This window comes from Mesorhizobium sp. M6A.T.Cr.TU.017.01.1.1, from assembly GCF_004023115.1.
Lineage (GTDB): Bacteria > Pseudomonadota > Alphaproteobacteria > Rhizobiales > Rhizobiaceae > Mesorhizobium > Mesorhizobium mediterraneum.
On sequence record NZ_RZTA01000021.1, the window covers coordinates 55,671 to 74,537 of the forward strand.

Below are 18,867 nucleotides of genomic sequence, written 5' to 3' on the forward strand. Positions count from 1 at the left end.
ACGCTACGGCAGCCCGAAACGGAGTTGCCTGCGATGCGAGCCCTTTTGATGATTTCGCTAGCCCTCGCCGGCCTCTGCCAGGCTGCCCAGGCCGGCGATCTTTCTAGTGCCTACACCGATCTTGACGGGAAGAAGGACTGCGTGACCTACGCGCAGGCCGAGGAAGGCGACGGCGACTGGGCCAGTCTCGTCTGTTCGGGCTATCGCGGCTACCCAGTGCTGATCTCTTACGACGACGCCCGGGAATCGCTGTTCTATGGTTTTCCGCCCAGCGACATGACCGCGGTCTGGGAAAGTTTTGTCGGGCTTAATTCGGCTGGACCAAAACTCGAGTGGCGCATCGAGACGAACGGCGACCTCGCCATTCCTTTCGCGGTCATCCACCGTCGCTCGATCAGCGATCCCGAGGGGGAGAACAAACCGACCGACGTGCTGATCGTCGCCAAGGTCGCCCAGCCGGAGAACTATGAGGGCTGCACCGTCGGCCTGGTGCTGGCCACCGGCAATCCCAGTGCCAACGACCAGGCCCGCAAGCTCGCCGACGAGAAGGCGCGGACCTTTGCCTGCGGCAAGGACAAGCGCGTCGTCATCGGCAACGCGCCCGCTTTCGGCCGCGTCGACAATTGAGCATGATCCCGAAAATCATGCTCGAACTAAAAGAAGCCTAGTTCCGACGGGTACGCCGGTAGCCTACTTGCTTGCCTTGGCCCGCTCGATCGCCTCGACGATCATCTTCTTGGCGTAGGCGGCATCGTGCCAGCCCTCGATCTTGACCCATTTACCGGGTTCGAGATCCTTGTAGTGCTCGAAGAAATGCTGCACCTGGTCGCGTGTGATGTCTGGCAGCTGCGTGTATTCGGTGACGTTCTGATAACGTAGCGTCAGCTTGGGCGAAGGCACCGCGATGACCTTCTCGTCCTGGCCGGAATTGTCCTCCATCACCAGCACGCCGATCGGCCGCACATTGATGACGCAGCCCGGCACCAGCGCGCGCGTGTTGCAGACCAGCACGTCGATCGGGTCGCCGTCACCCGACAGCGTGTGCGGCACGAAACCGTAATTGCCGGGATAGCGCATCGAGGTGTGCAGGAAGCGGTCGACGAACAGCGTGCCGGCCTCCTTGTCCATCTCATACTTGATCGGCTCGCCGCCGATCGGCACTTCGATGATGACGTTGACGTCCTCCGGCGGGTTCTTTCCGATGGCGATGGCTTCGATACGCATGGCTTTTGTCCCTCTTTCGATTGGAAACCGATAGCGGGCGGTGGCGCATGGTGCAATGCGGCGAATGGTACTGAAAACAGACTGAGGGTTTTAGCGGGAGGAGCGTTGAGCCGTCATTCCCAGACGAAGGCAACCTTCTTCAGCGCCTTCTGCTCGAAGATCTCGACGCCCTCGGCGACGTCGCGGCCACCGGCGCCGGCATAGAAGGTGAGCGCGTTCTGGTTGTCCTCCAGCGCCCACACCACCATGCCTTTCAGCCCGTGGTCTGCCAGTCGCGCTCGTGCGGCTGAAAATAGCCGGCTGCCGAGCCCGATGCCCTGATACTCCGGGCGCACGTAAAGTTCGTAGATCTCGCCCTGCTGCTTGAGCTCGCGGGCGCGGTTCTTGCCGATCGTGGCGTAGCCGGCGATCTTGCCGCCGATCTCGACGACCAGGACGGTGGCGGCACGACGGATGGCGTTCGCCCACCACTCGGCGCCGCGGCGGTTGATCATCGATGTCAGCGTGCGATGCGGGATGATGCCAGCATAGGCGCCGCGCCAGGCCAGCAGGTGCACGTCGGCGATGGCGCTTGCATCGCGCGGCTCGGCTTTCCTGATATCGATGCTCAGCGTCTTCATGATTGGTTAACCATAAACCCGCATCGCCCGATTGCAAGAGTCCGGTAAGCGGCTCCCCCCGCTTTCGCACAGGCCATCGGAAGGCCCGCGAGCCTGTCTGAAAATGCGCTCTGCCGAGGCGGATGGCGTGGTTTTCGAGAACCGAAGCGCAGCGGACATTTGGGTCCGTGAGCATCGGAAGCGCAGAAAACTGCGTCAGGCGTCCGGCAGAGTAGCGTTTACAGGCAGGCTCTCAGATTTCGACCAGATGATCGTCGAGCTCGTTGCTGTCGCCGTTAGAAACTGGGAAATGCTCGGCCAGCACCGCGCCCGTCGCTTCGATTGCCTTGATGAAGCCGTCGGCGAGACGATCGTCGCCGGCATGTGCGGTAAGGTCGCGGACGACGCTGTCCCAGACATCCTGGCCGACACGGCTGTCGATGCCGCTGTCGGCGACCACCTCGGCGTAGCGTTCCGCAATGGAGACGAAGACCAGCACGCCGGTGCGCGCCGTGGTGCGGTGGACGTTGCGGGCGAGGAACTGCTTTATCGCATTGGCGTGCGCGGCCTGGTAGCGCAGCCGTCTCGGCACCAGATGAATGCGCAAGCCGGGCAGCGCCCACAACAGGGCAAGCACCGAGGCCAGCGCCAAAAGCTGGGCGATGACGAAATGCGGCAAGCGGATCGACAGCCACCAGGCTTCCAGCCCGTAACTGACGGCGAGGCTGACGACGAGCATGGCCAATGTCGCCATGAAGGCGGCCGGAAAGAAATAGCCGTCGCTGGCATAGGCCACCACGCAGTAGATTTCGCCGTCGGTCTTTGTCTCGGCGGCGCGGATCGCTTTGGCGATGCGGTCATGATCCTCGGGGCTGATCGGTCGTGTTGCCATGTTGTGTCTCACCAGCTTCCTGAAGAACCGCCACCACCGGACGAGCCGCCGCCGCCCGAAAACCCGCCGCCACCACCGCCCGACGACCAGCCGCCGCTGGAGCGGCCCGATGACCAGCCGCTGCCGGTGCCGGTTGTCCAGACGCCGCCCGAGGACGCGGAACCCGATCTTTGACCGTAGCGAAATGTCATGCCCAGCCATTTGTACACGCCCGGCGACAGCTTTGTGCCGAAGATCGGCGGCAGGACCGCCATCGCTAGGCCGCCTAAGAACAGCATTGCCCACACGATGATGAACAGCGCGACGATGGGATCGATGGAATTGTTGGCGGCCGGATTGCGTTCGCCACGCGCTTCCAGTTCTTCGGGATTGCCTTCCAGCACCATGACCATGTCGTCGACGGCCTTGGCTATGCCGCCGGAGAAGTCGCCGGCGCGGAAGGCGGGCACCATGTCGTTTTCGATGATCAGCTTGGTGTGCAGGTCGGTGAGCGTGCCTTCCAGCCCGTAGCCGACCTCGATGCGCATCTTGCGGTCGTTCTGGGCGACCAGCAAAAGCACGCCATTATCCTCGCCGGCCTGGCCGAGCTTCCAGGCGCGGAACAGCCGGTTGGCGTAGGGCTCGATCTCCTCGCCGTCGAGGCTAGGAACCGTCGCGACGACGATCTGGTCAGAGCTCTTGGCCTCGAAATCCGCAAGCTTCCGGGTCAGCGCCGCCTCGGTCGCGGCATCGATGATACCGGCATTGTCGACAACCCGCCCGGTCAGGGCAGGCAATTCGGCGGCGAATGCGGTGAAGCCGACAAGCACCACCGCCATGGTCACCAAGACGGCGCCGATCGTAGCGGCAAAACGGCCGGAACCTGGTAAACGGATGGCGCGTCTTGTCATGTCGTCACCAGCTTCCCGAGGAGCCGCCGCCGCCGGACGAGCCACCGCCGCCGGAAAAGCCGCCACCGCCTGAACCCGACGACCATCCCCCGCCGGAACTTCCCGACCAGCCGCTGGAAGACCGCCGGCTCGGCTCGAAGGTCATGCCCAGCCAGCGATAGCGGCCAGGACCGATCTTCTGGCCGAAGATCGGCGGCAGGATGGAGGCGGCGATGCTGCCGAAGAAGATGATTGCCCAGATGCTTATGAAGATCGCAAAGAACAGATCGTCGGTGTTGAATGGCGCCTGCTGGTTGCGGGTCCCGCGCGCTTCCAGCTCTTCGGGATTGCCTTCCAACACCATGACCATGTCGTCGACGGCCTTGGCTATGCCGCCGGAGAAATCGCCGGCGCGGAAGGCGGGCACCATGTCGTTTTCGATGATCAGCTTGGTGTGCAGGTCGGTCAGCGTGCCTTCCAGCCCGTAGCCGACCTCGATGCGCATCTTGCGGTCGTTCTGGGCGACCAGCAAAAGCACGCCATTGTCCTCGCCGGCCTGGCCGAGCTTCCAGGCGCGGAACAGCCGGTTGGCGTAGGGCTCGATCTCCTCGCCGTCGAGGCTATCGATCGTCGCGACGACGATCTGGTCCGAACCCTTGGCCTCGAAATCGGCGAGCTTCCGGGTCAGCGCCGCCTTGGTCGCGGCGTCGATGATACCGGCATTGTCGACAACCCGCCCGGTCAGGGCAGGCAATTCGGCGGCGAGAGCGGTGAGGGGGAGGAAGAGGCTAAGGCAAAGCAGAACTAGAGTGACGCCTAGAAGCGAGAGGTTGCCACTCCGTCGCGCCCCCCTCTGTCCTGCCGGACATCTCCCCCTCAAGCGGGGAGATTGGATGTCATTCCTGCCTTCGCCAATCTCCAACGTTGCAAGATTGGCGGCGGGGTCGAAGCTGCAAATCTCCCCCCTTGAGGGGGAGATGTCCGGCAGGACAGAGGGGGGCGCGACGGAGTGCAAGGCCAATAGGGACCACGCTCACCAGCTGTTCGTCACCCGCCCTGCGTCGTGCCGAAATCGACCTTCGGCGTCTGCATCTTGTCTTCCTCGATGGTGAAGTTGGCGAACGGCTGGTTGCCGCGGAACCACAGGGTTGCCCAAACCACCGACGGGAAGGTCTTCAGCGTCAGATTGTACTCCTGCACCGCCTGGATATAGTCGCGGCGGGCGACCGCGATGCGGTTTTCGGTGCCTTCAAGCTGCGCCTGCAGCGCCAGAAAATTCTGGTTGGCCTTGAGGTCGGGATAATTCTCCACCACCGCCAGCAGCCGCGACAGCGCGCTGGTCAGGCCGGCCTGGCTGTCCTGGAAATTCTTGACGGCCTCCGGATTGCTCAGCGTTTCCGGCGTCACCGTCACTTGCGTCGCCTTGGCGCGCGCCTCGACCACGGCATCGAGCGTATCCTTTTCGTGCGCGGCATAGCCCTTGACCGTTTCGACCAGATTGGGAATGAGGTCGGCGCGGCGCTGGTACTGGTTCAGCACCTGGCTCCATGCGGCCTTGGCGTTTTCCTCCGCCGTCGGGATGGTGTTGTAGCCACAGCCGGCAAGCAGCGGCAGCACGATCGCCATCATCAGCAAGGCCGGCAGGTTGCGGAAGACGAAAGGGGAGGAAAGACGCTGGGCAAGCATGGTAAGATCCCTCAATAAGACTGACAGGCGAAGCATTACCACAATCCGCGCGCAAGAACATGACCTCCGCCCGGAAGCGTTACTGGTTCTTTATCATTCGCTGCAAGGCCCTGTGATTGGCCGGGCGAACGGGTTAAAGTCGCCGCGAAAGACAGGACATTCGCCATGGCGGGACGCCAGGACAGCGACGACGAATCGCGCCGCATCATCGAGCGCGTGGCACGTGAGACCGACCCGGGCGGCACCTCGTTCATTGCGCGGACCGCGAAGGGCGCGCGCGATCACGTCACTGCTGCAGACACCGACCAGTCGGACCCGATCGAATATTGGGGCACGCGCATTGGCCGGGCGCTAGGGCTCGTTATCGCCATTGGCCTGTTGATCTGGCTCGTGCTTTTCATCAGCCAAAGTTAGGAACCTCGTGAGCACCGAAGAACACGACGCGCCGCGCGCGGTCATCGTCATCTCCAGCCATGTCGCGCGCGGCTCGGTCGGCAACCGCGCCGCGGTCTTTGCGCTGGAGACGCTGGGCTTTCCGGTGTGGGCGGTGCCGACCGTCATCCTGCCCTGGCATCCGGGCCATGGACGGGCGACGCGCATCGTGCCGCCGCTCGATCAATTCAAGGCGCTGATGGCCGATCTCGAGCGCGCGCCGTGGCTGGGTGAGGTCGGCGCGGTGCTGTCCGGCTATCTCGGTGAAGGCGGCCAGGCCGACGCCGTCGCCTCGCTGGTCGGCGCGGTCAAGGCGAAGACGCCGGATGCCGTCTATATCTGCGATCCGGTGATGGGCGATTCGGGCGGGCTCTATGTGCCGGAGACCACCGCCATTGCCATGCGCGACCGGCTGATGCCGATCGCCGACATCGCCACGCCCAACCGCTACGAGCTGGAATGGATGGCGGGAGCGCCGCTGCCCGATCTGAAAGCGGTGATAGCGGCCGCCCTTCATGCCGGGCCGTCGACCATGCTGGTCACTTCGGCGCCGGCGATGATGGCCGGCGGCACCGGCAATCTGCTGCTCAACGGCAACCAGGCGCTACTGGCCGAGCATCGCCTGATCGACAAGCCGCCCAATGGGCTCGGTGACCTGACGGCGGCCGTCTATCTGGCACGCATCCTGTCCGGCCAGCCTGCGATCAAGGCACTGCAGTCGACCACGGCGGCGGTCTACGAGATCCTGGCGCGCACCGCCAAGCGCGGCGGCGATGAATTGCAGCTCGAAACCGATGCGCAGAGCCTGTCGCACCCGATGGCGATGGTGCAGCTTCGCCATCTCCTGCATCCGGGGCGGGACAAAAGGGCGTGACTTTTGTCGGTGTCGACGGCTGCAAGGCCGGCTGGATCGCCGTTCGCCGCGATCCCGGTTCGACACCTCGTAACCCGGGTGCTGCGCCCTCAGTAACCGTTTTTCCCAGCTTCGCAGCACTTCTCGACGCATTGCCGGCCGATGTGACGGTCGCCGTCGACATGCCGATTGGCCTGCCCGAACTCTCGCAGAAGGGCGGACGCGGGCCGGAGGCGCTGGTGCGGCCGCTGCTCGGTAACAGGCAATCCAGCGTCTTCGCCATCCCCTCGCGTGCAGCGCTTTACGCGCATACAGATGGCTTTACCACGATCGAGGCTTGGTATGCCGCGCATCGCCAGGCAAGCAAGGTGGCGAAGGCGACCTCCAATCCGCCGCGCGGCGTCTCGATCCAGGCCTTCGGCATCTTTGCCAAGATCCGCGAAATCGATGCCGTGCTGATCGCGCGTCCCGAACTGCGCAGCCGCGTCTTCGAATCGCATCCGGAAGTCGCCTTCTGCCGGCTGAATGACGACCACGCGATGCGCTTGCCGAAGAAGATCAAGGGCGCCATCAACCCGGCCGGCATGGCGGAACGCAAGGCGCTGCTTTGCCGGCACGGTTATATCAGGGACTTTCTCGACCGGATGCCGCCGCGAGGCGCTGCTGCCGACGACTTTCTCGACGCCGCAGTGATGATGCTGATCGCCGGCCGCATCGCCGGCGGCGAGGCAAGGCCGTGTCCGGATCCGCCGCTCGTCGACCGTTTTGGCATCCCTGTCGCCATTTGGGCATGACAATCTGGCTTGCAAAGATATTGGTCTTACCAGGCCGAGCCCTGTTTGCTGCATCCCTATAGCAGCCAGCCATCCGCGATTCGGCATTGCTCGCGACCGGCTTTTGCCGCTAGAGCCTTTCTGACTTAAAAGAGCTGCCGCCTAACCCGGAAAGGCTCCAGACGCCGCCCATGCCTCATCTCCCTGACCATCTGCTCACCGGCTATCGCAATTTCATGAGCGGCCGCTATCTCGCCGAGAGCGGGCGCTATCGCTCGCTCGCTCGCGAGGGCCAGTCCCCCGAAACGATGATCGTTGCTTGCTGCGACTCCCGCGCGGCTCCCGAGGCGATCTTCGACGCTGGCCCCGGCGAACTCTTCGTGCTGCGCAATGTCGGCAATCTGGTGCCGCCCTATGCGCCCGACGACCAGTTCCACTCGACCTCGGCAGCGCTCGAGTTCGCCGTGCAGAGCCTCAAGGTTAAGAACATCGTGGTGATGGGCCATGGCCGCTGCGGCGGCATCCGCGCGGCACTCGACACCACGGCTGCGCCCTTGTCGCCAGGCGACTTCATCGGCAAATGGATGAGCCTGATTGCGCCGGCGGCCGAGACGGTGTCGTCCAGCACCTTCATGACGGCGACGGAGCGCCAGACCGCGCTGGAGCGCATTTCGATCCGCTATTCGATCGCCAATCTCAGGACCTTTCCCTGCGTCTCGATCCTGGAAGGCAAGGGACGGCTGTCGCTGCACGGCGCCTGGTTCGACATCTCGACCGGCGAGCTCTGGGTGATGAACAAGGAGACCGGTGACTTCGAGAGGCCGGAGATGACATAGGAGGATTGCATGGTATGCCGTTCGATCGCTTTGGCCGCAGCGGCGCTGCTGTTTTCAATCGTATCCGCCCGCGCCGACGACGGCGCGCTCATCGGCCGCTGGTATGCGGCGCTGCTGGTCGCCGATCGCACGGAATTGTCGGACCTGCTTGCCGACGACGTCCGGATAAAACTCGACGACCTCGGCGTCGTCCAGACGAAGCAGGAGTTCATCGCCGCGATCGACGAATGGAAAGGCGCTGTCGCCGGGGCTGAAATCCGGCATCGGATCGAGAAGACCGAAGGCGGCGTCACCACGGTGATCGCCTGCTATGATTTTCCCAAAAACGACATGCTGATGCAGGAAACCTTCGCCATCACCGACAACCAAATCACCGCCAGTTCGCAGGCGGCGATCGCGGAAAACTGCGACGGCTACTGAGCGGGTAGCAGCTGCGATATTGCGTGCGGCAAGCCAGCGCCTTACATCGGTGATGATCCCGCCCTGCCTCTACTACAGCCACTCAGCGAAAGCCCCCTCTCTCAGCGAAAGACTGTCCATGCCGTCCACGAAAGCCGTCGACCTCGCCGCCCATCCGCTGACCACCTGGCAAGGGCCGCTCGGCCTGCCCGATTTCACCCGCATCGGCGACGGCGATTTTTCTCCGGTTTTCGATGCGGCATTGAAGGCGCATGAGGCGGAGATCGAGGCGATATCGGGCAATGCCGAGACACCGACCGTCGAGAATACACTCGCAGCGCTGGAGCTTGGCGGTGAGGCTCTCGACCATGTATCGTCGATCTTCTGGTGCCGGGCCGGCGCCCATACCAACGAAGCGATCCAGGCGCTGGAGCGCGACATTTCGCCAAAGATGTCGCGGCATTTCTCGGCGATCTCGATGAACGAGAGGCTGTTTGCCCGTATCGACGACCTCTACCAGCGCCGGGAAACCCTGAAGCTCGATGCCGAAACGCTGCGGGTGCTGGAAAAGACCTGGAAAGGTTTCGTCCGCTCCGGCGCCAAGCTCAACGCCGAGGGCAAGAAGCGGCTGGCGGCGATCGACGAGGAACTGTCGTCGCTCGGCACCACTTTCGGCCAAAACCTGCTTGCCGACGAGCGCGACTGGGCGCTGTTCCTCGACGAGGCCGACCTTGCCGGCCTGCCACAATTCCTGAAAAGCGCGATGGCCGAGGCCGCCGAGATGCGCGGCCAGAAGGGCCGCTATGCCGTCACCCTGTCGCGCTCGATCTACGAGCCGTTCTCGACCTTCTCCGAGCGCCGCGACCTGCGCGAGATCGCCTTCCGCGCCTTCACCATGCGTGGCCAGAATGGCGGCGCCACCGACAACACCGCCGTGGTGCGCGACATGCTGCGCCTGCGCGCCGAGAAGGCGAAGCTGCTCGGCTACGCTTCCTTCGCCGCCCTGAAGCTCGACGACACCATGGCAAAGACGCCGGAGGCGGTGCACACGCTGCTCGACCCGGTCTGGGAAAAAGCCTTGGAAAAGGCCGCAAGCGACCAGACCGAGTTGCAGCGGCTGGCGGCCGAGGCCGGCAGCAACGAGAAATTCGCCGCGTGGGACTGGCGCTTCTATCAGGAGAAGCTGCGCGCCGAGAAATTCGCCTTCGACGAGGCCGAGTTGAAGCCCTATCTGCAGCTCGACCGCATCATCGAAGCCTGCTTCGACGTGGCGACACGATTGTTCGGCATCACCTTCGAGGAAAAGAAGGGCATTGCCACCTGGCATCCGGATGCACGCGTTTTCGTCGTCAGGAATGCCGACGGCAGCGAGCGCGGGCTGTTCCTGGCCGACTATTTCGCGCGACCCTCGAAACGCTCTGGCGCCTGGATGAGCGCGCTGAAATCCGGCTATAAGCTCGGCGATGGCTCCAAGCCTGTCATCTACAACATCATGAATTTCGCCAAGCCGCCGGAAGGCGAGGCCGCGCTGTTGTCGGTCGACGAGGCAAAGACCCTGTTCCACGAATTCGGTCATGCCCTGCATGGCATGCTGACCGACGTCACCTGGCCGTCGGTCGCGGGCACCTCGGTCAGCCGCGATTTCGTAGAGCTGCCCTCGCAGCTCTACGAGCACTGGCTGACCGTGCCGGCGGTGCTGGAAGAGCATGCGCTGCATGTGAAGACCGGCAAGCCGATGCCGAAGGCGCTGGTCGACAAGATGCTGGCGGCGCGCACGTTTGGCGCCGGCTTCGCAACGGTCGAATTCACCGCGTCGGCGCTGGTCGACATGGCCTACCATGCGCGGCCGGATGCGCCGGACGAGCCGCTTCGTTTCGAAGCCGAAACGCTCGAAAAGCTCGATATGCCCGACACCATCGCCATGCGCCATCGCACCCCGCAATTCGGGCACATATTTTCCGGCGACGGCTATTCGGCCGGCTACTATTCCTACATGTGGTCGGAGGTGCTCGACGCAGACGCCTTCGCCGCCTTCGAGGAGACGGGCGACCCGTTCAATCCGGCGCTGGCCGAGCGGCTCAGGAAGAACATCTATGCCGCCGGCGGCTCGAAGGACCCGGAAGAGCTCTACACCGCCTTCCGCGGCAAGATGCCGTCGCCCGAAGCGATGATGGTCAAGCGCGGGCTGGTCTGAACAGCGAAAGCTGCCAATGCCTTGTGGGCAGGGTTATCGCAGGTGGAAAGCCGAGGCTCTCGCTCTACGATGCACCCCCACCCTAACACCTCCCCACAAGGGGGAGGGAGACTTCCGCTAGCGCTGACCTCGACAAATTGCCTGCCTTTCGGCACCAAAGTGGAGGCGCGCGGCAGCGTTCCCTCCCCCTTGTGGGGAGGGTTAGGGTGGGGGTCCATCTTCGCAAGAATCCAAATGCGATTGCCCTGCCACGAGGGGGAAATGTCGGGCAGGACAGAGGGGGCGCGAAGAATGAGACGACTCAAGCGCTGCTGAGCGCCTCGATGGCTTTCGCCAGCGCAGCCGGATCGCCGAGGATACGCAGCGTCTTCAGCCGGGCCGTGCCGCCGGCGACGACCGAGACGGCCGATCGCGGCACTCCCAACGCCTTGGCGACCAGCCGTTCGAGCGCTTGATTGGCGGCGCCGTTTTCCGGCACGGCGCGGACGCGAGCCTTAAGATGGCTTCGCCCGTCTGCCGAGATCTCGATGCCTTCGAGCCTGTCCATCGCCGCTTTCGGTGTCAGCCGGACGAATAGGTCGACGCCGTCGTTACGCGGGCGAAACGGCCCAGTCATCGAATGGCCGTCAGACGACCAGCGGCGCCACCGTGGTGAGCAGGAACTGCCGGAGGAAGAACAGGATCAGAAGCAGGATGATCGGCGAAATGTCGATCCCGCCGAGGTCGGGCAAGAAGCGGCGGATCGGCCGCAGCGCCGGCTCGGTCAGCCGGAAGAGCATGTTGCTGACGCTATCGACGAACTGGTTGCGCGAGTTGACGACGTTGAAGGCGTAGAGCCAGGAGAAAATCGCCGAAGCGATGATGATCCACCAATAAATGTCAAGCGCCAGGACAATGGTCTGAATGAGAGCTATCATGCCGGTCTCCGATTGTTGCCGACATGTAGCCATTGCAGGCGAAAGCGGCAAGAGCCGCTGTCCGCGGCAGGCCACGTCGATGGCTCGCCGCGCGGCTTTTTTGGGCAAAACGCCGTCTTGACAGGAAACCGCCACGCCCGATAAATGCGCCCATCCGCTGGACGGGGCTGTAGCTCAGCTGGGAGAGCGCGTCGTTCGCAATGACGAGGTCAGGAGTTCGATCCTCCTCAGCTCCACCAGCGGGATATCCCAAATATCTGATTTCGCTGCCAGCGAACGGTTTTTCCGTTGGCTGGGGCTGTGGTTCGCTCAGCCGGTCATCCCTTGTCCGGCACGGCGGCAGTTGCATACGGGCGGATGACGAAGGTTCACCGCCGCGCCGACGGCCTATGACGCCCAGGATCGTGCCATACCCGGTTCTGTCTGGATCACAAACAAGATCGGCGACCTGCTGGCGAGGCTGATTGATCCCGCTGCGTCAGGAACTTGGCAGGAAGTTGGTCCGGCTCTACGGCTCGGATGCGAAACATCGGCGACGCTGACGCGTTAAACGGCAGGGAGGGCGGAGGCACCAGGCGAAGTGAAGGAGGCTGGAATGCCTGAAGCGAAGGGCCGTTACGCACTGGGCTTCACCACACTCGAACAGGAGGTCGATCAACTGCCGTTGCAGGTGGAAGGCGAATTGCCGGCGTGGCTCACCGGCCGGCTTCTCCGAACCGGGCCTGCGAAATTCGAGGTGGGCCGGCAAGCCTATACGCATTGGTTCGACGGTCTCGCCATGCTCCACGCCTTCGACTTCAGCGATGGCGCGGTCCGCTATTCCAACCGCTTCATCCGCTCGCAATCCTATTGCGAGGCGATGGAGAAGGGTCGCATCGCGCGCGGCGAATTCATGACGGATCCGTGCCGCACACTTTTCGGCCGCGTGATGGCGATCTTCAACCCAAAGCTGACCGACAATGCGAATGTCAATGTCTCCGTGCTGGCCGGCGAGATCGTCGCGCTGACCGAGACGCCGATGCCGATCCGCTTCGATCCGCACACGCTCAAAACGCACGGCCGGCTCCAATTCAGTCGGGCGATCAAGGGGCAGATCTCGACTGCGCATCCGCACAGCGACGGCGAGCGCGGCTACTCGTACGTCATCGAGATGGGGCGCCGCAGCACGTATCGCCTGTTCGTCGACGAAAGCGGCATGCAGCGTGTCCTGGCCGAATTGCCCGTCGATCGGCCGAGCTACATGCATTCCTTCGGCATGTCGGAACGCTATTTGGTGCTGACGGAGTTTCCGCTTCGGGTGAACCCGCTCAAGCTCGTCTTCTCAGGCAGACCCTTCATCACAAACTATCGCTGGCAACCGGAGTTCGGCACCGTATTCACAGTGATCGATAAGTCGACCGGCGCTGTCGCCGCCCGTGCCAGGGCGGCGTCGTGCTTCTGCTTTCACCACGTCAATGCCTTCGAGGCGGACGGCGCGCTGCTGGTGGACCTCCTCGCCTATCCCGATGCGAGAATCATCGACGAGCTGCGCCTCGACCGGCTGCGCTCCGGAGCGCAGGTCAACCCGACCTCGACCTTGACGCGGTACCGCATTCCGCTCGACGGTAGCCCTTCTGCGGCTGTCGAGATCGAGCCGGAATCGCTCTGCGGCACACGCATCGAGTTGCCGCGCATCGACTATTCCCGCCGCGCCGGCAGATCGTATCGCTGCGTATGGGGAGCCGGCCAAAGTGAACCGGACAGCTTCCTCGACACTATAGCCAAGGTCGAGCTTTCAGCCACCGCGCCGGCGACCGTGACGACCTGGGCCGAACCGGGCTGCTATGCTGGCGAGCCTGTTTATGTGGCGCGGCCGACCGGCGCCGAGGAAGACGACGGCGTCCTGTTGTCCGTCGTGCTCGATGTCGGCGCCGGCACGTCATTCCTGCTTGTGCTCGACGCCGCGACGCTCGCCAAACGCGCCCGGGCCTCCGTCCCGCATCACATCCCCTTTGGCTTTCACGGCAACTATTTTGCACCCCTGGATCGATCCGCGCGCTGACCGATGCCAAGTGCCGGCCACTGCACAGAACCCCTTCACCGGTGAAATCGGCCGCATCCCGTGTGGCCGTAGATGCGGCTGTATTTATTGACCGTTCTGGGACCTGCATGCTCGGCACACATGGGAACAAAGCAGGCGTCCAGGCCCCTACTTGCGGAATTCGAGGCAACCGCCGCCGCGACGAACTTCACGCCAGGGCGTCGTCGACGACACCGGGCACCTGGCCGCGCGCGGCGCGTCGCTTCATCACAATGAAGGGCGACATTCGCAGGCGTCTACGGGATCATCCTGTCCGGGGGGTAAAATAAGGAGCACCGCGGATGGCAGCAGTAGGTCTTTACAGATGCCCGAGGAATCCATCTTGGACCCGGTGTGCTGGAAAGGGCGAAAGGCAGCTACGTCGCAGAGAACCTTTACCGCGAAGGTGGCTATCAGCCGGACTTCGACATGTGTCCGTCGCGCTAGGTAGGCGGCGATCTTGAGGAGTCTCCCATCGTGAAGATTTCGTCCACATTTCGTTCCGTCGCGGTTGCCGTCATCGCCGCCGCGGGAGTCAGCGTTGCCAGCGCCGCGCAACTCAAGGAGGGTGTGCAGACGCCGCCCGGCGAGCATGAAATGGCTTTACGCCGCGAATTGGCCGCAGCACGAGCGGAGCTAGAAATTATGCAGCGCGAGGCACGTGACGCAAGCGCCCAGGCACACGCACTGGCAAACACGGCGGCTAAGCAAGCACAAGCCCTAAAAGAACAGCAGCAAATAGACGAAGCGCTGGAGACGGCGCAGCGCGTTATCGAAGACTTTAGGGCCGAAGCCATTCTCTGGGACCGCGAGAAGGCCGCCGGAGCGCACCCCTCTATGGAAGCCTCTCAGGTTGCTGCGAAGCAAGCGCTTGATGAGGAGAGGCACAAGGTTGAACTCTTGGAACAAGAACTCACCACGGCTCGCCAAACTATCGACGCTCTTAAGACAGGCGCAAACCTGGCCGCGGTCGAGAAGAGCAACGCCATAAAGGACCGATCGGTGGTCGAGACCGCTCTAAAGCAAGCTGGAGAAGCACTCGAACTGGAACGCGAACGAGCAGATTTAGCTGCGCGCGACCTCGACATTGTTCGCAAGGAACGCGACGCTTCAAAACAGATCTCGGCAGAGTTGAGTGCGGCGCTGGAGAAAGAGCGTGAAAGGGCTATCGGTCTAGGCCGCAGCCTCAGTGCCGCGCGTGAGGCGATCGACATCGTCAAGGATAAGCGTCGCACTGCGGCTTTGGAGCGCGCGCCGAAATCACGTACCCCACTTGCAAGTACGCTATCGCGTTCGGGCGCCCAACCAGCCCATAAACCGGGCTTGCCGAAAAAACGGAAAGTGAAGGCAAAAAAGTCACCACATCCTGTTCTGCCGGCAACCATCGCTCTTCCCGCCGCATTGCTCCCGACGCGACCACTGTGAAGCTCGACCTATGCCAGTGAAGACTAGTGAGCGAAATGTATGCCGCAGGGGAGTATCACAATGAAAAAGTACGTCGCAGCCGTGTTGACGATCGGGATCGCAATCGGGCCTGCCTCGGCTCTTGACGCAGGTTTAGGCGGTAAGGCCGGCGGCCTCGGGGTCGGTGCCGGAGTGAGCGCCAGCTCGCAAGGCGCATCTGTGGGGGTGGGCACGAGCGTCGACGGTGTGGGTGGAGCAAACGTTGGAGCTTCGGTCGGCGCAGGATCACTCGACGCAGGCGTTAGCCCTTCGACGGGTGTCGGCGTGGGCGACGATCCGTCCGCCGAAAACGGAACGAGTACCGCTCCCGGTAGTCCGGCCGCAGTCACGGCAGCCACTGCCTCTGCCAAGACCGGCAAGCAATCGATCGCCCTGCCACCCGCTCTCAGGCCTTCCAAAGCCGGTGAGGGTGACTCCACGAAGGGGTATCCCTTTGGATCTTTGAGACCACTGAAAGCGAAACCCGGTACGCCAGCTGCGGTCGTGCGAGCCTGCCGCGCGGCGATCATATCCGCTGCGACGCCGCTTGGCGCCGTCGGTGTCCACGCGGTAAGCGCAGGCGCCTTGCGTCAACGTCGGAGCGCACTCACGGCGCCGATCGAGGTGCGAATAGACTACACAAGACAAGGCGGCATCGAAGTTCGGCGGGCGCGGGTCGGCTGTCGCCTCGATGCGGCGGGCAGGGTCACCGCAGTGAAATAACACCAACAGGCATTTTGGGGTCCGAGAACAATGCGCCCGGCCACCAGAGAGCCCTCCAGTCAGCCAAATCACCGGATCGAGCCCCAGCACTTTCGACAAGATTTCCAATTTCCATATTGTAATACGATCGTACCGCGCTAGCCTCCAAATCATGAGTGAGGCGGGCAAAGCATCCGGACGGTCTATTGCCGACGAGGCGGCGACCCGCAAGCGCGGCCGCTCGCTTGCCGCGCTCGGCTACACCAAGCCGCAGACCTATGAGGAACTGCGCGCGGTATTGTCGTCCGGCACCGTCCATTTTCCAAAACGCCTGCGCCAGGTTGCCATTTTCCTGTGGCAGCATCCGAGCGACGTCGCGCTCGGCACGATCGCGCAGGTCGCCGAGCAGGCCGGTGTGCAGCCCTCGACGCTTGTTCGTTTTGCCCAGATCTTCGGCTATGCCGGATTTTCCGATTTCCAGGGTCTCTTTAAGGACCATGTCAAAGGCTCCTGGCCCGAAGGACGGGGGCGCGACGGACAGGAACGGGCGGCCACCGAGCCCAACGCCAATCTGCATTTTCTCAACGGCATGGTCGGCGCCTCGCAGGCTTCGCTCGGCCGCATCGACAATAACTTCGACATTGCCAGCTTCGAGCGCATGGTCGACCTGCTGGCGGCAGCCGACTTGATCTATGTGATCGGCAGCAAACGCGCCTTTCCCGTCACCACCTATCTCTCGCTCACTCTGTCGCAACAGGGCGTGCGCAACGTGCTGGTCGACAATGTCGGTTCCACCGCGCTTGACCAGGTCGGCTGCATCGGCAAGCGCGACGTCGTGCTGGCGGTATCCTTCAGCCCCTACAACTCGATCACGCCAGACCTCGTCGCTGTCGCCCATGAGCGAAAGGCGCGGATCGTCACCATCACCGACAGCACGTTTTCTCCCCTGGTCAAGCTGTCGGACACATGGCTGGAAGTGGTTGAGTCCGACTTTGCCGGCTTCCGCTCGCTTGCCGCTTCGCTCGCCGTCGGCATGGCCCTTGTCCACGGTGTCGTCGCGCGCCGCACGGCCTGAGACGGATGCGATTGACTATCGGGAATTGAGGTTCCATATCTAGAAAAATGGAAACTTTATTCCGGGAGGAGGAATGGAGCTTCGGCTAGACGACAAGGTGGTGCTGGTCACCGGCGCGACGCAAGGCATCGGCCGGGCGATCGCCGAGGCGCTGGCGCGCGCTGGTGCCGGCGGCCTGCTGGTCACGGGCCGCGAGCCGGTGCGTGGCGCCGAAGTCGCCGCAGCGCTTTCAGAGATAGGCACGCCGACCGCTTTCGTCGCAGCCGATCTGGTGGACCCCGAGGCGCCGGCGCAACTGGTGAAGGCTTGCATTTCCCGTTTCGGGCGCATCGACGCGCTGGTCAACGCCGCCGGCCTGACCAACCGCGCCTCGTTTCTCGATGCCGGCCTCGACGACTGGGCGGCGCTGTTCGCCGTCAACGCGCGGGCGCCCTTCTTCCTGATGCAGGCGGCCATCACGCAGATGCGCAAGCAAGGTCAAGGCGGCGCGATCGTCAACATCCTGTCGATCAACGCGCATTGCGGCTCGCCCGAACTGGCCGTCTATTCCGCCACCAAGGGCGCGCTCGCCACGCTGACCCGCAATGCCGCCAATGCGCACCGCTTCGACCGCATCCGCGTCAACGGCATCAATGTCGGCTGGACCGACACGCCGGCCGAACGCATCATGCAGGCCGAGACGCTGGGCCACGGCCCAGGCTGGCTCGACGCCGCCAATGCGTCGCAGCCTTTCGGGAGGCTGCTGGCGGCCGGCGAAGTGGCGAACCTCGCCGTGTTCCTGCTCTCCGACGCCTCCGGGCCGATGACCGGCGCCCTGATCGACCAGGAGCAATGGGTCGTCGGGGCGAACCGGTGAGCACTTCAACGCCCCCCGAAACGCTCGGCCCAGAACTCATTAGCCGGCTTTCTTCCTCCGTCCGAAAACCATCCTATGATCGGGCCGCACTTGTCCCGGGGATGGCTCATATCGGTGTCGGCGCCTTCCACCGCTGCCACCAGGCGGAGTACACCGACGATCTTCTTTCGCGCCGTTTCGATCGCTGGGGCGTGGTCGGCATCAACATCCGCGCACCATACTTGTCGGAAACGCTGGGCTGGCAGGGCGGCCTCTACACGCGCCTGATCCGCGAAGACAGCCAAGTCGAGGCGCGAATCATCGGCAGCATCGTCAGGGTTGTCGACAGCCAGGAGAGTGCGGCACCCGCGATCGACGTGCTGGCTTCCGCCGGCATCGAGATGGTCACGATGACTGTGACGGAGAAAGGCTATTGCCATATCCCGTCCAGCGGCGCGCTGGATGTGACCCACCCGGACGTCGTCCACGATCTCGCCAATCCACTGGAACCGCGAAGCGTGCCGGGCATTCTGGCGCGGGCGCTTGAATTGCGCATGGCCTCGCACAGCCGTCCGGTGACGCTGCTCTCCTGCGACAACATCCCGACCAACGGCATCATCCTGGAGAACGTCGTGCAGGCTTTGGCCAGCCGGCGCGGCAATGGCCTGTCGGACTGGATCGCGGCCAACGTCGCCTTTCCCTCGGCCATGGTCGACCGCATCGCGCCAGCGACCTCTGAGGCCGATATCGAGACCGTGGAGCAGCATTTCGGCTACCGCGATGCCGCCGTCGTCGTCGGCGAGCCGTTCCGGCAATGGGTGATCGAGCAGAAATTCGCCGGCCGCGTGCCGCGATGGGACCGGGTTGGCGCGACGTTCGTCGGCGACGTCACCCCCTTCGAGCACCTCAAGATGCGGGTGCTCAACGGCGCCCAGACCACGCTTGCCTATCTCGGAGTGCTGGCGGGCCTGGAGCACACGTCGGATGCCATCGCCGACCCGCTGCTCGCCGCCTTCGTCCGGCGCATGCTGATCGACGAGACGCTGCCGACCTTGATGCCGATGCCCGGCGTCTCGCCG

General features: G+C 63.6%; 20 protein-coding genes and 1 tRNA gene. 13 read left to right on the forward strand and 8 right to left on the reverse strand.

Annotated elements, in window-relative coordinates:
• The first annotated feature begins 33 nt into the window (after nucleotides 1–33).
• Nucleotides 34–627: a hypothetical protein gene (locus EOB36_RS09600; protein ID WP_128284741.1), complete on the forward strand. Its 594-nt coding sequence runs from the start codon at nucleotides 34–36 to the stop codon at nucleotides 625–627.
• A 63-nt stretch (nucleotides 628–690) separates the two neighbouring features.
• Here the strand turns inward: EOB36_RS09600 and ppa are convergent, their stop codons facing one another.
• The 6 genes from ppa to EOB36_RS09635 all read right to left on the reverse strand — a co-directional run bounded on the left by ppa (nucleotide 691) and on the right by EOB36_RS09635 (nucleotide 5,270).
• Nucleotides 691–1,224 (reverse strand): inorganic diphosphatase, encoded by a 534-nt coding sequence (ppa, locus tag EOB36_RS09605; RefSeq protein ID WP_128241804.1) that lies wholly within the window; start codon nucleotides 1,222–1,224, stop codon nucleotides 691–693.
• A gap of 113 nt (nucleotides 1,225–1,337) precedes the next feature.
• Nucleotides 1,338–1,844, reverse strand: a complete 507-nt coding sequence (locus EOB36_RS09610; RefSeq protein WP_128284742.1) for a GNAT family N-acetyltransferase — start codon at nucleotides 1,842–1,844, stop codon at nucleotides 1,338–1,340.
• A 232-nt stretch (nucleotides 1,845–2,076) separates the two neighbouring features.
• A complete protein-coding gene (locus EOB36_RS09615; RefSeq protein ID WP_128284743.1) occupies nucleotides 2,077–2,715 on the reverse strand; it encodes a TPM domain-containing protein in 639 nt (212 codons plus the stop codon).
• Nucleotides 2,716–2,723: 8 nt separating this feature from the next.
• Entirely contained in the window at nucleotides 2,724–3,605 is an 882-nt protein-coding gene (locus EOB36_RS09620) for a YgcG family protein (RefSeq protein WP_128284744.1), read from the reverse strand.
• A gap of 4 nt (nucleotides 3,606–3,609) precedes the next feature.
• Complete coding sequence (locus EOB36_RS09625) at nucleotides 3,610–4,386, reverse strand: YgcG family protein (RefSeq protein ID WP_245467711.1); 777 nt, start codon at nucleotides 4,384–4,386, stop codon at nucleotides 3,610–3,612.
• Between the two features lie 245 nt (nucleotides 4,387–4,631).
• On the reverse strand, nucleotides 4,632–5,270 hold the full coding sequence (locus EOB36_RS09635; protein ID WP_128284746.1) for a LemA family protein: 639 nt from the start codon (nucleotides 5,268–5,270) through the stop codon (nucleotides 4,632–4,634).
• Between the two features lie 165 nt (nucleotides 5,271–5,435).
• Here EOB36_RS09635 and EOB36_RS09640 point away from each other — a divergent pair, with 165 nt between their 5' ends.
• The 6 genes from EOB36_RS09640 to EOB36_RS09665 all read left to right on the forward strand — a co-directional run bounded on the left by EOB36_RS09640 (nucleotide 5,436) and on the right by EOB36_RS09665 (nucleotide 10,757).
• A complete protein-coding gene (locus EOB36_RS09640; RefSeq protein WP_128284747.1) occupies nucleotides 5,436–5,684 on the forward strand; it encodes a hypothetical protein in 249 nt (82 codons plus the stop codon).
• 7 nt (nucleotides 5,685–5,691) lie between these two features.
• Entirely contained in the window at nucleotides 5,692–6,576 is an 885-nt protein-coding gene (gene pdxY, locus EOB36_RS09645; protein WP_128284748.1) for a pyridoxal kinase PdxY, read from the forward strand.
• Nucleotides 6,573–7,349: a DUF429 domain-containing protein gene (locus EOB36_RS09650; RefSeq protein ID WP_128284749.1), complete on the forward strand. Its 777-nt coding sequence runs from the start codon at nucleotides 6,573–6,575 to the stop codon at nucleotides 7,347–7,349. The genes pdxY and EOB36_RS09650 overlap by 4 nt, the downstream gene beginning before the upstream one ends.
• A gap of 170 nt (nucleotides 7,350–7,519) precedes the next feature.
• Nucleotides 7,520–8,164 carry a carbonic anhydrase gene (locus EOB36_RS09655; RefSeq protein WP_128284750.1) on the forward strand — a complete coding sequence of 215 codons (645 nt, stop codon included), beginning with the start codon at nucleotides 7,520–7,522 and terminating at the stop codon, nucleotides 8,162–8,164.
• 9 nt (nucleotides 8,165–8,173) lie between these two features.
• On the forward strand, nucleotides 8,174–8,584 hold the full coding sequence (locus tag EOB36_RS09660; RefSeq protein WP_128284751.1) for a nuclear transport factor 2 family protein: 411 nt from the start codon (nucleotides 8,174–8,176) through the stop codon (nucleotides 8,582–8,584).
• Nucleotides 8,585–8,702: 118 nt separating this feature from the next.
• Nucleotides 8,703–10,757, forward strand: coding sequence for a M3 family metallopeptidase (locus tag EOB36_RS09665; RefSeq protein ID WP_128284752.1), 2,055 nt, complete (start codon nucleotides 8,703–8,705; stop codon nucleotides 10,755–10,757).
• A 301-nt stretch (nucleotides 10,758–11,058) separates the two neighbouring features.
• Here the strand turns inward: EOB36_RS09665 and EOB36_RS09670 are convergent, their stop codons facing one another.
• Both EOB36_RS09670 and EOB36_RS09675 read right to left on the reverse strand, forming a co-directional pair.
• Nucleotides 11,059–11,373 carry a DUF167 domain-containing protein gene (locus tag EOB36_RS09670; protein WP_128284753.1) on the reverse strand — a complete coding sequence of 105 codons (315 nt, stop codon included), beginning with the start codon at nucleotides 11,371–11,373 and terminating at the stop codon, nucleotides 11,059–11,061.
• Between the two features lie 10 nt (nucleotides 11,374–11,383).
• A complete protein-coding gene (locus EOB36_RS09675) occupies nucleotides 11,384–11,674 on the reverse strand; it encodes a YggT family protein (protein ID WP_023800489.1) in 291 nt (96 codons plus the stop codon).
• A gap of 163 nt (nucleotides 11,675–11,837) precedes the next feature.
• Between EOB36_RS09675 and EOB36_RS09680 the strand changes: the two genes are divergently transcribed.
• The 6 genes from EOB36_RS09680 to EOB36_RS09710 form a co-directional block, all read left to right on the forward strand.
• A tRNA-Ala gene (locus tag EOB36_RS09680) sits at nucleotides 11,838–11,913 on the forward strand.
• Between the two features lie 356 nt (nucleotides 11,914–12,269).
• Nucleotides 12,270–13,715 carry a carotenoid oxygenase family protein gene (locus EOB36_RS09685; RefSeq protein WP_095485027.1) on the forward strand — a complete coding sequence of 482 codons (1,446 nt, stop codon included), beginning with the start codon at nucleotides 12,270–12,272 and terminating at the stop codon, nucleotides 13,713–13,715.
• 495 nt (nucleotides 13,716–14,210) lie between these two features.
• On the forward strand, nucleotides 14,211–15,158 hold the full coding sequence (locus EOB36_RS09690; RefSeq protein ID WP_127206554.1) for a hypothetical protein: 948 nt from the start codon (nucleotides 14,211–14,213) through the stop codon (nucleotides 15,156–15,158).
• Between the two features lie 892 nt (nucleotides 15,159–16,050).
• Entirely contained in the window at nucleotides 16,051–16,953 is a 903-nt protein-coding gene (locus tag EOB36_RS09700) for a MurR/RpiR family transcriptional regulator (protein WP_095485025.1), read from the forward strand.
• Between the two features lie 73 nt (nucleotides 16,954–17,026).
• A complete protein-coding gene (locus EOB36_RS09705; RefSeq protein ID WP_095485024.1) occupies nucleotides 17,027–17,809 on the forward strand; it encodes an SDR family oxidoreductase in 783 nt (260 codons plus the stop codon).
• Nucleotides 17,785–18,867, forward strand: a 1,083-nt coding sequence (locus EOB36_RS09710) for a mannitol dehydrogenase family protein (RefSeq protein ID WP_164897487.1), incomplete at its 3' end; no start/stop codon positions are given. The genes EOB36_RS09705 and EOB36_RS09710, both read left to right, overlap by 25 nt.

Bases quoted from the DNA above. Each gene is read 5' to 3' on its own strand.
- EOB36_RS09600 (WP_128284741.1), top strand. From the start codon at position 34: ATGCGAGCCCTTTTGATGATTTCGCTAGCCCTCGCCGGCCTCTGCCAG.
- ppa (WP_128241804.1), bottom strand. From the start codon at position 1,224: ATGCGTATCGAAGCCATCGCCATCGGAAAGAACCCGCCGGAGGACGTC.
- EOB36_RS09610 (WP_128284742.1), bottom strand. From the start codon at position 1,844: ATGAAGACGCTGAGCATCGATATCAGGAAAGCCGAGCCGCGCGATGCA.
- EOB36_RS09615 (WP_128284743.1), bottom strand. From the start codon at position 2,715: ATGGCAACACGACCGATCAGCCCCGAGGATCATGACCGCATCGCCAAA.
- EOB36_RS09620 (WP_128284744.1), bottom strand. From the start codon at position 3,605: ATGACAAGACGCGCCATCCGTTTACCAGGTTCCGGCCGTTTTGCCGCT.
- EOB36_RS09635 (WP_128284746.1), bottom strand. From the start codon at position 5,270: ATGCTTGCCCAGCGTCTTTCCTCCCCTTTCGTCTTCCGCAACCTGCCG.
- EOB36_RS09640 (WP_128284747.1), top strand. From the start codon at position 5,436: ATGGCGGGACGCCAGGACAGCGACGACGAATCGCGCCGCATCATCGAG.
- EOB36_RS09655 (WP_128284750.1), top strand. From the start codon at position 7,520: ATGCCTCATCTCCCTGACCATCTGCTCACCGGCTATCGCAATTTCATG.
- EOB36_RS09660 (WP_128284751.1), top strand. From the start codon at position 8,174: ATGGTATGCCGTTCGATCGCTTTGGCCGCAGCGGCGCTGCTGTTTTCA.
- EOB36_RS09665 (WP_128284752.1), top strand. From the start codon at position 8,703: ATGCCGTCCACGAAAGCCGTCGACCTCGCCGCCCATCCGCTGACCACC.
- EOB36_RS09670 (WP_128284753.1), bottom strand. From the start codon at position 11,373: ATGACTGGGCCGTTTCGCCCGCGTAACGACGGCGTCGACCTATTCGTC.
- EOB36_RS09675 (WP_023800489.1), bottom strand. From the start codon at position 11,674: ATGATAGCTCTCATTCAGACCATTGTCCTGGCGCTTGACATTTATTGG.
- EOB36_RS09685 (WP_095485027.1), top strand. From the start codon at position 12,270: ATGCCTGAAGCGAAGGGCCGTTACGCACTGGGCTTCACCACACTCGAA.
- EOB36_RS09700 (WP_095485025.1), top strand. From the start codon at position 16,051: ATGAGTGAGGCGGGCAAAGCATCCGGACGGTCTATTGCCGACGAGGCG.
- EOB36_RS09705 (WP_095485024.1), top strand. From the start codon at position 17,027: ATGGAGCTTCGGCTAGACGACAAGGTGGTGCTGGTCACCGGCGCGACG.